This is a genomic window from Hymenobacter terrigena (genome assembly GCF_054776515.1).
Map to the genome: position 1 here is coordinate 416,364 of NZ_BAAHBU010000001.1, position 14,093 is coordinate 430,456.

Consider the following 14,093-nt stretch of genomic DNA (forward strand, 5'->3'; position numbering starts at 1 on the left):
AATCCGGCCGGCGCAGGTGCAACATCCGGGGGCCGGCAGTCCGTACGCATTTGGAGCGATGCCATCAAGAATGGCCGCCACTTTGGCAAAGTCAGGCTCATGGTGCGCTTCGTTGAATTTGCTGAGGAATAGAAAGGCCGAAAAAACCGGTTTTAAACGCTGGGAAGGCCTTTTTGCATTTGTGGTAGGAAATGGTAAATCGTGGTTGGTTTTCGCAGGGGTTCCCGTACATTTGCTAATGTCGCCATTTTCCCACCCGGCGGCCCGTGCCCATGAACCTGCTCTCCGGCGAATACGACTGCAAGCTTGACCCTAAGGGGCGGCTGGTGTTGCCGGCCAAAGTGAAGGGCAATCTGCCCGAGCAGTCGGGCAACCAGCTGGTGCTGGTGCGCGGCTTCGAGCCTTGCCTGGTGCTGTACCCCCGGGCCGCCTGGCGCGTTATCCACGAGAAGGTGATGGCGCTGGACGAATTCAACGAAGAATATCGCCAGTTTCAGCGCAATTTTTTCCGGGGAATGACCGAGGTGGAACTCGATAGCATCAACCGTTTTATGCTGCCACGCAGCATGTTGCGCTACGCTGGTATTGAAAAGGAAGCCATCATTGTGGGCCTGGGCAACCGCTGCGAAATCTGGGACCCGGCCCGTTACGACGAGTTTCTTATCAAAGACCAGCAGAGCTTTAGTAAGTTGGCACAGAAATTCTTATCCGTTGAAACCCCGCCGCTCGCCGGCCTTGCTGCCTAAGCATTAAGCATGAGCGAATACGACAACGACCAGGCCTACCACCGCCCCGTGATGCTGGCCCAGTGCCTGGCCGCGATGGACCTGCAACCCGACGGCCGCTACGTCGACGTCACCTTTGGCGGGGGCGGCCACTCGGCACGCATCCTCGAAAAGCTAACCACTGGCCACCTCTACAGCTTCGACCAAGACGCTGATGCAGAGGCCGAAGCCGCCAAGCTGGCCTGCCCGCAGTTTACTTTTGTCAAAGCCAACTTTCGGGATTTGTTTGCTGAGCTTCAGCAGCTTGGTGCATTGCCCGTGGATGCGCTGCTGGCCGACCTTGGCGTGAGTTCGCACCAGTTCGATACGCCCGAGCGCGGCTTCTCAACCCGTTTCGACGGGCCACTGGATATGCGGATGGACCCCGATGGCCCGCTGACGGCCGCCGATATCCTCAACGATTATAAGGAAGCCGACCTGCACCGCATTTTCGGGATGTACGGCGAGGTGACCAATGCCCGCACGCTGGCCGCTACCGTGGGCGCGGCCCGTCGCGGCCGTCGCCTCGAAACCATTGCCGAGCTCAAGCAAGCCATTCAGCCCTGCACGCCCCGCGGTAAAGAAAACAAGTATCTGGCCCAGGTTTTTCAAGCCCTGCGCATCGAGGTAAACCAGGAAATGCAGGCTCTGCAGGAAATGCTGCTGCAAACCGCCGACGTGCTGCGCCCCGGCGGCCGGCTGGTGGTGATGAGCTACCATTCGCTGGAAGACCGGTTGGTGAAAAACTTCATCGCGAAGGGCAAATTCTTCGGCACCGTCGAAAAAGACTTCTTCGGCAATGAAAGCAAGCCCTTTGAGGCCGTGAACCGCAAGCCCGAAGAAGCCGACCCGGCCGAAGTAGCGCTGAACAGCCGCGCCCGAAGTGCTAAATTGCGGGTTGCAATTAGAAACTAGAACTTGCCGATGGCCGCTAACACGCTACGTCCTTCCGATGCCCCGCGCCGCGCCAACGTGCCGCGTCCGGTAGCCGCGCCCGAGCCGGAGGTAGCGCCCGCGCCTCCCGTGGCCGAGTACGTGGCCCCCGAGCCCGAACCCGCTCCCGAGCCGCGCCCCAAACGCGAAAAGCGTCGCCGCGAGCCCGAAGCAGAAACGGCCCCGCGCAGTTCGTGGAGCCTGTTTTCGTTACTCGACCGCGCCACGAGCGTGGACGGACTTTTCCGTGAGGGCCTGCCGGTACGCTTCCTGCCGCACCTGCTTTTCGTGATGCTGCTGGTGCTGCTCTACATCGGCAACACGCACTATGGCAACCGCATGAACCGCAACATTCAGCGCCTCAAGCAGGAAACCGAAGACTTGCGGGCCGACTATACCACCCTAAAATCGGACTACATGGAGGCCAGCAAGCAAAGCGAAGTGGCCCGCAAAGTGGCCGCCATTGGCTTGGTGGAAAGCTCCTCGCCGCCCTTCCGCATCACCGTGCCGGCCGGCCATCTCGACGCCGCCGAGCTGGAGCTGATGCCCGTGCTCACGGCCGATACGCTGGCTGCCCGCGCCAATCGCGACTCGACTGCCGCCCTGCGCGCCGACCAGCTGGCCGGTCGCAAGCGCCCGGTCGACGGCAGCGATGTGGACAGTGGCCCCGAAATTATAGCCCCGCCCCAAGCGCTGGAAGGCGATTCGGTGCCAGTAGCGCCTGCACCGCGCAGTGCGGCGGCCCCGCAGGCTTCGCGCCGGACTACTGCCGCGCCTAAAGCTGCTAAAGTTTCAGCTTCTAAACGCAGTAATAACAGCAAGGAGGCTAAGCCCGACAGCAAGAATAAAGCACAAAAAGGTACAAGTGCGCACAAGAAGCAACCCACCGACAAGCACGTTGTTAAAGCTCATTCCCGATGAAAGGCAGCGTTAAAAAGTCGATAGTTACGCGGGTACGGCTGGCATTTTTGGGCGTAGCCGTATTTTCGAGCGCCATTTTCTGGAAGGCAACCAAGATTCAGTTTCAGGAAGGGGCCAAGTGGCGCGCACTGGAGCAGGAGCGGCGCATTAGCTACCAATCAGTGCCGGCCACGCGGGGTAATATTTACTCGGATAACGAGAGTATTATGGCTACCTCGCTGCCGTTTTACCGCGTGGCCTGGGACCCGGGCGTGGTGGAGGATGCCGTGTTTAAGGCCGGAATTGACTCACTGGCCTGGCATCTGTCGCACTTCTTCGGCGACCGCAGCGTGCAGGAGTACCGCCGCCGGCTGGTGAACGCGCACACGGCCAAGCAGCGCTATATCCGGCTCAACTCGCGTCAAATTAATTTCCAGGAGAAGAAGCAGATGGCGACCTGGCCGGTATTCCGCGAGAAGCGGAACCGGGGCGGGGCCATTTTTGAGAAGGTAGACAAGCGGTTTCGGCCGTTTGGCGGGCTGGCGCAGCGCACCATCGGCTTCGTGAACGAGGACCACCACGGCGCGGGCCTGGAATACACCTTCGAGCAGAGCCTGGCCGGGAAATCGGGCGAGGCGCTGTTTGAGCGCGTGCCGGGCGGCATCAAGCCGGTGTACGACGGTACCGAAATCAAGCCCCTGCCGGGCTACGACGTGAAAACCACGCTCGACATCAACCTGCAGGACGTGGCCGAAAACGCCCTGTACAAGTCGCTGGTCGATAACAACGCTCAGTACGGCTGCGTGATTCTGATGGAAGTAGCGACCGGCGAAATCAAGGCCGTAGCCAACCTCGGCAAGGCGTCGGACGATACCTATAAAGAGGACTACAACTACGCCTTTGCCGACCAGGGCCGGACAGAACCGGGCTCGACCTTCAAGCTGGCTTCGATGATGGCCTTGTTTGAGGCGCACCCGGAGTTGACGCTCGACGACATGGTGGACACCGGCAACGGCCGCATGTACGTGGGGGGGGCCGTGAAATCGGACTCGCACGGCTACGGGCGCATTACAGTGCAGCAGGTGTTTGAGAAGTCGAGCAACATTGGCGTGGCCAAGCTTGTCGATAAGTACTTCTCAGGCAATCCCACTGAGTACACGGATTACCTGAAGAAATTCGGCCTCAATAAACCGCTGGGTTTCCAGATGGCTGGCGAGGCGGTGCCCTACGTGAAGGATACCAAGGACAAAAGCTGGAGTCGTACCTCGCTCACCACTATGAGCATTGGCTATGAGCTGAAGTTGGCTCCGCTGCAAACCCTGTCCCTTTACAATGCCGTGGCCAACGGTGGCGTGAAGGTGCAGCCCATGATTGTGCGCGAAATCAAGCAGGCTGACCAAGTGCTGCAGCACAACGAAACCAAGGTGCTGAACCCCAAAATCTGCTCCGATGCCACGTTGGCTAAATTGAAGTCGATGATGGAAGGGGTGGTGACGGCAGGCACGGCCCGCAGCATCCGGCCCAAAGACTATAGCATTGCCGGCAAAACCGGTACGGCCTGGAAGTTCAAGAACGGGCAATACACCAAGACGTATTCGACCAGCTTCTGCGGCTACTTTCCGGCCGATAAACCGAAATACAGTTGTATCGTAGTGGTCGACTCACCCCGCAACGGCCGCATTTACGGGGCCGACGTGGCCGCGCCGGTATTCCGCGAGGTAGCCGATAAGTGTATGGCCCGCGACCTGCTGAGTCAGCGCCCCCTGCTGGCCAAGGCCCGCCTGAACAAGAGCCACGTGCCGCTGGTGCGCGCCGGTATGCAGGACGAGTTGGCCCTTGTGTGCCAGAAGCTGGGCCTGGTGGGCAACACTCAGGCCACCGGCGGCGAGGAGTGGGTGCGCGGTGCTTCCGATACCGCCTTCCACGCCCGGACCGTGGCTTTGGTAGTTAATCCCGTGCGTCCCAACCGCGTGCCGCTGGCCCGCGGCCTGAGCCTGCGCGATGCCCTGTTTCTGCTCGAAAACCGGGGCCTGCACGTGAAGGCCGTGGGCACGGGCCGGGTGCGCGAGCAGTCGCTGGCTCCGGGCTCGCCCATCAAGCGCGGCGACCTGATTACGCTGACGCTGGAAGAATCCGGCCCGCGCATTGCTGCGCCCGTGGCTCTGCCCGAGCCCGAGCACACCGAGCTCGCCGAAAACAAGCTGCTGGTGCCGATGGATATGGAGCCCGCCAAAGCCCGTAAATCCTTCGCCGACGGCGAGAAGGCCCACGTACAGCCCGCCGTAGCCGAACGCTCGGCCGGCGTGAAGCCGAATGCCAAAGCCGGCAAGCCCACGGCCAAGCCTGCTAATGTCACCTCATCGACGGCCAAACCGGCAGCAACCGGAGGCATAAAAGCTGCTGATAAATCGAAAGCAGCAGCTTCACCAAAAGACAGTCGCCAACCGGCTGCAGGCAAAAACGCCAAAAAGCCCACGCCAGCGAAGCCCACCGTGCGCCGCGCCTGAAACAGTTTGGGGTCAGGAGCTAGAAGTGAAAGGCAATATGCCGCCAACTCTTAACTCCTGACTTTTAACTCTTAACTCTAAAAATGATTTCCCTGCCGCTCTTTTCCCTGCTCACCGACGTGAACGTGCTCGCCCAGCACGGCCCCACCGATGTGCCCATCACCGGCCTCACCCTCGACTCGCGCGAAGCCGGGCCGGGCGTGGCTTTCTGTGCCCTGCGCGGCACCGCTACCGACGGCCACAAATTCATTGAAGGAGCCGTAGAGAAAGGCTTGACTGCCGTAATCTGCGAAGAGCTGCCGGCTGTGCTGAACCCCGCCACGGCCTACGTGCTGGTAGCCGACTCGTCCGAGGCGCTGGGCCACGTAGCGGCGGCGTTTTACGGGCATCCGTCGCGCCAGCTCACGCTGGTGGGCGTGACCGGCACCAACGGTAAAACCACCTGTGCGACCCTGCTGCACAAGCTGCTACGCGAGCTGGGCTACCACGCCGGCCTGCTGAGCACGGTGCAGAACCAGATTGACGAGGAAGTCATTCCGAGCACCCACACTACGCCCGATGCCATCCGCCTGAACGCGCTGCTGGCCCGCATGGTAGGCGCAGGGTGCACCCACGCCTGCATGGAGGTGAGCAGCCACGCCGTGGCTCAGCACCGCATCACCGGCCTGCGCTTCGCCGGCGGGGTATTCACCAACCTCACCCACGACCACCTCGACTACCACGGCACATTTGCGAACTACCGCAACGCCAAAAAGGCTTTTTTCGACGCACTGCCCAAAACCGCGTTTGCCCTCACCAATGCCGACGACCGTAACGGCACGGTGATGCTGCAAAATACCGCTGCCCGCCGCGCCACCTACTCGCTGCGCGGCTCGGCCGATTTCCGGGCCAAGCTGGTAGCAAATGAGGTCCACGGCCTGCACCTCGAAATCGACGGCCGCGAAATCCTGTTCCGGCTCATCGGCGTGTTCAACGCCTACAACCTGCTGGCCGTGTACGGCGCGGCCGTGCTGCTGGGCGAAGACCCCACCGAAGTTCTGACCATCCTCTCGGGCCTGACCACTGCGCCCGGCCGTTTCGAGCCGGTGGTATCGGGCCAGCAAAGCATCACGGGCATCATCGACTACGCCCACACGCCCGACGCGCTCGAAAACGTGCTGCAAACCCTGCACGAAATCCGCCAGCCCAGCCAGCACATTATCACGGTGGTGGGCTGCGGCGGCAACCGCGACGCGGCCAAGCGCCCCATCATGGCCAACCTGGCCGCCCGGCTATCCAGTAAAGTCATTCTCACTTCGGATAACCCCCGCTTTGAGGACCCGGCCGAAATCCTGGCTCAGATGCAGGCCGGCGTCACGGCCCCCGATTCGGCCAAAGTCCAGACCGTGCCCGACCGCCGCGCCGCCATCGAAGCCGCCGTGCGCCTGGCCGGCCCGCACGACATTGTGCTGGTAGCGGGCAAGGGCCACGAGAATTATCAGGAAATTCGCGGCGTGAAAGCGCCCTTCGACGACAAGCTAATCCTTGCCGAAACTTTTGCCGCGCTGGGCAAATAAGCCCCACCGCTAACCGATTCCCGAATGCTTTATTATCTCTTCCGTTACCTGCACGAACATTTCCATTTGGCGGGCACCGGCGTGTTTCAGTACACCACCTTCCGCGCCGGCTTGGCGGTAGTTATTTCCCTCCTCATTGCCCAAACATTTGGGCACCGCCTCATTCGTCTGCTGCAACGCAAGCAGGTGGGCGAAAGCATCCGCGACCTCGGCCTGCAGGGCCAGAACGAGAAGAAAGGCACCCCCACGATGGGCGGCCTCATCATCATCCTGGCCATTCTGGTGCCGGTAATTTTGCTGGCCCGCCTGCGCAATATCTACATCATCCTCATGATTTTGAGCACGGTGTGGCTGGGCCTGATTGGCTTTCTGGACGACTACATCAAGGTATTCCGCAAGAACAAGGAGGGGCTGAGCGGCCGCTTCAAAGTGCTGGGCCAGGTGGGCCTGGGTGTTACGGTGGGCTGGGTGCTGTTTTACAGCAACGAAATCACGGTGCGCGAGTACCTGCTGCCCAACGGTACGTTCTCGGCCATTGAGGCCAGCAAAGTATTCAAAGACGTGCATTTGATGATTACCACCGTGCCGTTTATGAAGAACAACGAGCTGAACTACGGCGACCTGTTCGCCACGGCCGGCACCTTCTTCAACGGCCTTTACGGCCTGCTTTACATCCCCATCGTCATCTTCCTGATTACGGCCGTGAGCAACGGCGCCAACATCACCGACGGCCTCGATGGGCTGGCGGCCGGCACTTCGGCCATTATCGGCATTACGCTGGCCATCTTCGCCTTCGTGAGCGGCAACGCCTTGTTGGCTGATTATCTGGACGTCATGTTCATCCCCGATTCCGGCGAGCTGGTTATTTTCTGTACTGCTTTTGTAGGGGCGTGCATTGGTTTTCTATGGTATAACTCGTACCCGGCGCAGGTTTTCATGGGCGACACGGGTTCGCTGGCGCTGGGCGGCATCATCGCCGTGCTGGCCCTCATCGTGCGCAAAGAGCTGCTGATTCCGGTGTTGTGCGGCGTGTTCTTGATTGAAAACCTGTCGGTTATCGTACAGGTGAGCTACTTCAAATACACCCGCAAAAAATACGGCGAGGGCCGCCGCCTGCTGCGCATGTCGCCGCTGCACCACCACTACCAGAAGCTGGGCTACCACGAATCCAAAATCGTGTCGCGCTTCTGGATTGTCGGCATTATGCTGGCTGTCATTACCTTGGTTACCCTGAAACTGCGCTAATCATGAACATTGTAATCCTCGGAGCGGCCGAAAGCGGCGTGGGCGCGGCCCTGTTGGCCCAAGCCAAAGGCCACACGGTTTTCGTGTCGGACCGCGGCCCTATTCAGCCCGGATACAAGCAGCAGCTCACTGCCGCCGGCATCGCTTTCGAGGAAAGCCAGCATTCGCTGGATAAAATTCTGGCCGCCGACGAGGTGGTGAAAAGCCCTGGCATTCCCGAAAAAGCGCAGGTTATCCAAGCCCTGCGGGAGAAAGGCACCCCGATTATCTCCGAAATTGAGTTTGCCGGTCGCTACACCCGTGCCAAGTGCATCTGCATCACCGGCACCAACGGCAAAACCACCACCACGCTGCTGGTTTACCACCTGCTGAAATCGGCGGGCCTGAACGTGGGCCTGGCCGGCAATGTGGGCTACTCGCTGGCTGAGCAGGTTATCGAAGACAAGTTTGAGTACTACGTGGTGGAGCTGAGCAGCTTCCAGCTCGATGACACCCACGAATTTCAGCCCTGGGTTGCCATTTTGCTCAATATCACGCCCGACCACCTCGACCGCTACGGCTATTCGCTCGAGCAATACGCCCAGGCCAAGCTGCGCATCACCCGCAACCTGGACAGCAACGGCGCTTTCATCTACAATGCCGATGACGAGGTGACGGGCCAGTATTTTCAGTCGGCCTTCCTCGAAACGCGCCAGCTGCCCTTCAGCCTGCACCACCGCCACGACATTCACCTGGCCGGCTACTACGTGAGCGCGGAGGTGCTGTGCACCAACCTCACGCCCGGCATCGACGAGGATGCCGGGGTGGAGGTGAATACCACCAACTCGCCCCTCATCGGCCAGCACAACCGCCAGAACACCCTGGCCGCCGTGCTCGCCGCCCGCGTGGCCGGCCTCGAAGCCGCACAGATTGAAGCCGCCCTGGCCACCTTTCATAATGCCGACCACCGCCTGCAGCTGGTGGCCGAAATCAACGGCGTCCGCTACATCAACGACAGCAAGGCCACCAACGTGGAGGCCGCCTGGTACGCCCTGGATGGCATCCACCAGCCCATCATCTGGATTGCCGGCGGCACCGACAAAGGCAATGACTACAGCAGCCTGCTCAACCTGGCCGAGCACCGTGTGAAAGCCCTCATCTGCCTCGGCGTTGACAATGCCAAGCTGCGCACCGCTTTTGGCCCCATCGTTTCGCACGTGGAGGAAACTCAGAGCATGGCCGCCGCCGTGGCTCGCGCCGCCGCCCTGGCCGTTCCCGGCGATGTGGTGCTGCTCTCGCCCTGCTGCGCCAGTTTCGACCTGTTCAAAAACTACGAGGACCGCGGCCGGCAATTCATTCAATGCGTGAAGGAGCGAATAAGTGAATAAGTGACTGCCAACCCGTCATTCACTCCTTCAGCAATTTGCTCCTTGCCTAATATTCTCTCCTTCGCCCATTCACTCATTCGCCCATCGTTATGAAAGACTGGCTGCAACGCAACCTCAAAGGCGACCCCATCCTGTGGGCCATCGTGCTGCTGTTTTCCTTCATCAGCATTGCCGTGGTGTATTCGGCCACCGGCACGCTGGCCTACAAGAAGATGAATGGCAATACCGAAGCTTTTCTGTTCAAGCACACCAGCCTGATTATGCTGGGGCTGCTGTGTATGTGGCTGGCCCACCGCGCCGACTACCGCCACTACTCGCGCTGGTCGCTCTACGCGCTGCTGCTGAGCGTGCCGCTACTGCTGTTCACGTTTTTCATGGGCGGCGAAACCAACGGGGCCTCCCGCTGGATGACCATTCCGGTGATTAACCAAACCTTCCAGCCCTCCGATTTGGCCAAGTTGGCCCTGATTTCGCACCTGGCCAGCATGCTCAGCCGCCGCCAGCAGCACCTCGACGACTTCAAATCGACCCTGCTGCCGGTAATGCTGTGGGTGGGCACCATTTGCAGCCTCATCATCCTGAGTAATGCCTCGACGGCGCTGTTGCTGTTTGCCACGTGCATGCTGCTGATGTTTATCGGCCGGGTGCCCCTCAAGCACATGGCCGTGATGGTGGGCATTTTCGTGGTGTTGGGCGGGGCCGGCCTGGCCGCCGGCCAGCGCCTGGGTACGGTGATGTCGCGCGTCACCAACTTCACCGACAAGACCAAGAAAACGCCTTTCCAGCTCGAACACAGCTACATTGCCATTGCCACGGGCGGCATTGTGGGCAAAGGCCCCGGCAAAAGCACCGAGCGCAACATCCTGCCGCACCCGTATTCCGACTTCATCTACGCTGTCATCATCGAAGAATATGGCCTGCTGGGCGGGTTTGTCATCCTATTCCTCTACCTGGCCTTCCTCTATCGGGGGCTGAAAACGGTGATGAACAGCTACGGGGCCTTTGGCGGCTTGCTCTCGGCGGGCCTCAGCTTCAGCCTCGTGCTGCAGGCCTTGGTGAACATGGGCGTGGCCGTGGGCCTGGGGCCCATCACCGGCCTGCCGCTACCGCTGCTGAGCATGGGCGGCACTTCGCTGATTTTTACCGGCATCAGCATCGGCATCATTCTGGCCGTGAGCCGCGGCGAGCGCGAAATCCGCCCCATGACCGGTGAGCCGGAGGACACGGCCCGGATTCCCAGCCAGCGCGCGCAGTATGCGTAATGGTCACCGTCGTGTTGCGGCTACGCTCAACACGACGCTCTCTCCGACGTTTCGTTATCCATGACCAATTCTCCTCTTCGTTTTATCATCTCCGGCGGCGGCACGGGCGGGCACATCTTCCCGGCCGTGGCCATTGCCAACGAGCTGCGACGCCGCCTACCCAATGCCGAAATCCTCTTTGTGGGGGCCAACGGCCGCATGGAAATGACCCGCGTACCCGACGCGGGCTACAAAATCGTGGGCCTCGACATCACCGGCCTGCAACGCCGTCTCACGCCCCAGAATCTCATGTTTCCGGTGCGGGTATTCCGCTCGGTGCGCAAGGCCGGGAAGTTGATTGAAGAATTTCTGCCTGATGCTGTAGTAGGAGTGGGGGGCTACGCCTCGGCCCCGGTGCTGCTGGCGGCTACTTCGCGGGCTATTCCTTCGCTTATTCAGGAGCAAAACTCCTACGCCGGCCTGGTGAATAAGCTACTGGCCAAGCGCGTGAATAAAATCTGTGTGGCTTACGACGGCATGGAGAAGTTTTTTCCTGCCGATAAGCTCGTCCTCACCGGCAACCCCGTCCGCACCGAAATTGCCCACGGCGACCGCGCCGAAGCCCTGCGCTTCTTTGGCCTCGACCCCAACAAGCAAACCCTGCTGGTGGTCGGCGGCAGCCTCGGTGCGCGCACGCTCAACCAGGCTACCGTCGCCGCCCTGCCGCGCCTGCGCGAAGCCGGCATCCAGCTCCTCTGGCAAACCGGCAAGCTCTACTTCCCCGAAGCCCGCCAGCGGGCCGACCAGGCCGCCGGCCTCCACGCCCTGGAGTTCATCCAGCGCATGGACCTGGCCTACGCCGCCGCCGATGTCGTCATCAGCCGCGCCGGGGCGCTGTCCGTGTCCGAGCTCTGTCTTACCGGCAAAGCCAGCATCCTGGTGCCCTCGCCCAACGTAGCCGAAGACCACCAGACCAAAAACGCGCTGGCCCTCGTCAGCAAAGGTGCGGCCGTCCTCATCACCGATGAGCATGCCCCCACCCGCCTCTACGACGAAGCCCTGCGTCTCCTTGCCGACGCGGAGCGCCAGCAGCAGCTCAGCACCCGCGTCCGTGAGCTGGCCCGCCCCGATGCGACCGTGACGATTGTGGACGAGCTGTTGAAGTTGATTAAGAAGTAGCGGATTGCCGGGCTTGATTAAGCTCGGCATGACGTTCGAAAGAGCCTAAATATCCCCGAATTTGAACCAGTTTCCCTACGTTTTCTTCCTCGGCATTGGCGGCATCGGCATGTCGGCCCTGGCCCGCTGGTTCCGCGCCAACGGCCACCAGGTGAGCGGCTACGACAAAACCGAAACGCCCCTCACCCGCGCCCTCACCGCCGAAGGCATCGCCATTCACTACGCCGATGCTGTTGAGAACATCCCCGCTGAAATCCGCGAACACCGCGAACAGACGCTGGTGGTCCTCACGCCCGCCATTCCGGCCGATAGCGAGGAGTGGGCTTGGCTGCGGGCCCAAGGCTATGACATCCGCAAGCGCAGCCAGGTGCTGGGCGTGCTCACCCAGGGCCGCTACACCATCGCGGTGGCCGGCACGCACGGCAAAACCACCACCAGCAGCATGGTAGCCCACCTGCTGCACCACGCCGGCCACGACGCCGGCGCCTTCCTCGGCGGCATTTCGGTGAACTTGGGCAGCAACCTGCTGCTGCCGGCCACGCCCGAAGCGCCCATCGTGGTCGAAGCCGACGAGTATGACCGCAGCTTCCTGACCCTGTTTCCGGACGTGGCCATCGTCACGAGCACCGATGCCGACCACCTTGACATCTACGGCGACCAATCAGCCCTGATAGAGTCGTTCCGCCAGTTTGTGGCCCAGATTAAGCCCGGTGGTACGCTGCTGCTCAACCACACCGCCGACGCCAGCGTGGCTGCGGCCGTGCCGCCCGGCACCCGCGTCATTCGCTACGGCCTCACGCCTGAGCAGGGCCCGGAACTCTATGCCGCTAACATCACCGTTGAAGGCCACCGCTTCCACTTCGACCTGCACCGTCCCGAAAGCACCGTAAATGGCTTGGAGCTGGCAGTGCCTGGCTACCACAACGTCGAAAACATGTTGGCCGCTGCTGCTGTGGCCCAACTGCAGGGCGTTGGAGAGGGGCCGCTACGTGCCGCCGTAGCGGCCTACCGGGGCGTAAAGCGCCGCTTTGAATTCGTGGTAACCGCGTCCGAAAACGTTTATTTAGATGATTACGCCCACCACCCACGCGAAATCGAAGCCTTCCTGCGTTCTGTGCGGGCGCTCTACCCCGCCAAGCGGCTGCGTGTGATTTTTCAGCCCCATCTGTTCACCCGCACCCGCGACTTTGCTTCAGGTTTTTCCAAGAGCTTAAGTATTGCAGATGAGGTCTTTTTATTGGATATTTACCCCGCCCGCGAGAAGCCGCTACCCGGCGTGACTGCCGAAATGCTCCTGGCCGAAATCACCGCTCCCACCAAAGCCCTCGTGACCAAAGAACATGCCCTCACCGCTGCCCAAACCGACACGTCCTTCGACGTGCTGGCCACGGTCGGCGCAGGGGATATTGACACGCTGGTTCCCCAACTCAAACTGGTACTTACTGAACGGTGGAAGTAGCTAAATAGTAAACGGCTGTCATCCTGAGCGCAGCGAAGGACCTTGCCACGCAAGAACAGTTCATAATAACGCTGTTGATGCGAACCTGATAAGGTCCTTCGCTCCGTTCAGGATGATAGACTGAACCACCAACCCACAACCCCACCACTCCACCATTTGGAACGCACCGTTAGAAACTTACTCGTGGCCGCTGCCTGCCTGTTGGTGCTGGGCGCGCTGGGCACTTTCGCCGCCGTGCGCCAGTCCAACCGCTCGGTTGATGCTGTGAAGGTGAACATTGCCAACGAGTTCGATAATTATTTCATCTCTGAACGCGGCGTCACGGCCCTGCTCACCAAGGGCGGTAAAGAACCCATCCTCGGTACCCAGCCCGAAGGTCCGCGCCTGCGCGAGCTGGAAGCCCGCCTAAAGGCGCACCCTTTCGTGCGCGATGCCCAAGTGTACCGCGACCTCGCCGGCAACCTGCACGCCGATGTGCGCCAAAACCGGCCCATTGCCCGCCTCACGCACCCCGACACCCGCCTCGATACCTACGTCGACGCCGAAGGGCGCGCCCTGCCGCTTTCACCCCTGTTTACGGCCCGCGTAGCCACCGTGGCGCGGCCCGGCGGAGGCAGCCTCCCAACTGGATTTTTCCAGGACAGCACCGGTCGGCATTACCTGGAGTTTTTGCGCTACGTTGACGAGCATGAATTCTGGAAAGCGCAGGTTTCGGAGGTGTTTATTGAGCCCGGTGGCAAGCTCTCGTTCACGCAGCAAGTGGGCGACCAACGTATCGAATTCGGGCTCCCCGAAAATATTTCCGAAAAATTCGCAAAGCTTATGGTATTTTACCGTCAAATTCCGTCAGTTTTGGGGTGGGACACCTACCACCGCGTAAACGTCGAATACCAAAATCAGATTATTTGCGAATAGTAATTCGCTGAAAAATAGGCTTTTAAG

The 14,093-nt window shown here is 60.8% G+C and carries 11 protein-coding genes; all 11 read left to right on the forward strand.

What is annotated here, in order from left to right:
• Positions 1-272: 272 nt before the first annotated feature.
• The 11 genes from mraZ (at position 273) to ACYU7Q_RS01635 (ending at position 14,066) form a co-directional block, all read left to right on the forward strand.
• A complete protein-coding gene (mraZ, locus tag ACYU7Q_RS01585) occupies positions 273-746 on the forward strand; it encodes a division/cell wall cluster transcriptional repressor MraZ (protein WP_460607681.1) in 474 nt (157 codons plus the stop codon).
• Between the two features lie 9 nt (positions 747-755).
• Positions 756-1,679 (forward strand): 16S rRNA (cytosine(1402)-N(4))-methyltransferase, encoded by a 924-nt coding sequence (gene rsmH, locus ACYU7Q_RS01590; protein WP_460607682.1) that lies wholly within the window; start codon positions 756-758, stop codon positions 1,677-1,679.
• 9 nt (positions 1,680-1,688) lie between these two features.
• Positions 1,689-2,618, forward strand: a complete 930-nt coding sequence (locus tag ACYU7Q_RS01595) for an FtsL-like putative cell division protein (protein ID WP_460607683.1) — start codon at positions 1,689-1,691, stop codon at positions 2,616-2,618.
• Positions 2,615-5,104, forward strand: coding sequence for a penicillin-binding protein (locus tag ACYU7Q_RS01600; RefSeq protein ID WP_460607684.1), 2,490 nt, complete (start codon positions 2,615-2,617; stop codon positions 5,102-5,104). The genes ACYU7Q_RS01595 and ACYU7Q_RS01600 overlap by 4 nt, the downstream gene beginning before the upstream one ends.
• Before the next feature lie 83 nt (positions 5,105-5,187).
• Positions 5,188-6,660 (forward strand): Mur ligase family protein, encoded by a 1,473-nt coding sequence (locus ACYU7Q_RS01605; protein ID WP_460607685.1) that lies wholly within the window; start codon positions 5,188-5,190, stop codon positions 6,658-6,660.
• Positions 6,661-6,684: 24 nt separating this feature from the next.
• Positions 6,685-7,905, forward strand: coding sequence for a phospho-N-acetylmuramoyl-pentapeptide-transferase (mraY, locus tag ACYU7Q_RS01610; protein ID WP_460607686.1), 1,221 nt, complete (start codon positions 6,685-6,687; stop codon positions 7,903-7,905).
• A gap of 2 nt (positions 7,906-7,907) precedes the next feature.
• Positions 7,908-9,272, forward strand: coding sequence for a Mur ligase family protein (murD, locus tag ACYU7Q_RS01615; RefSeq protein WP_460607687.1), 1,365 nt, complete (start codon positions 7,908-7,910; stop codon positions 9,270-9,272).
• Positions 9,273-9,361: 89 nt separating this feature from the next.
• The gene (locus ACYU7Q_RS01620; protein WP_460607688.1) at positions 9,362-10,534 is read left to right on the forward strand and encodes an FtsW/RodA/SpoVE family cell cycle protein; all 1,173 of its coding nucleotides are present in this window, start codon (positions 9,362-9,364) and stop codon (positions 10,532-10,534) included.
• Positions 10,535-10,594: 60 nt separating this feature from the next.
• A complete protein-coding gene (murG, locus tag ACYU7Q_RS01625) occupies positions 10,595-11,692 on the forward strand; it encodes a UDP-N-acetylglucosamine--N-acetylmuramyl-(pentapeptide) pyrophosphoryl-undecaprenol N-acetylglucosamine transferase (protein WP_460607689.1) in 1,098 nt (365 codons plus the stop codon).
• A gap of 61 nt (positions 11,693-11,753) precedes the next feature.
• The gene (gene murC, locus ACYU7Q_RS01630) at positions 11,754-13,151 is read left to right on the forward strand and encodes a UDP-N-acetylmuramate--L-alanine ligase (RefSeq protein WP_460607690.1); all 1,398 of its coding nucleotides are present in this window, start codon (positions 11,754-11,756) and stop codon (positions 13,149-13,151) included.
• A gap of 156 nt (positions 13,152-13,307) precedes the next feature.
• Complete coding sequence (locus ACYU7Q_RS01635) at positions 13,308-14,066, forward strand: cell division protein FtsQ/DivIB (protein WP_460607691.1); 759 nt, start codon at positions 13,308-13,310, stop codon at positions 14,064-14,066.
• Positions 14,067-14,093 lie beyond the last annotated feature (27 nt).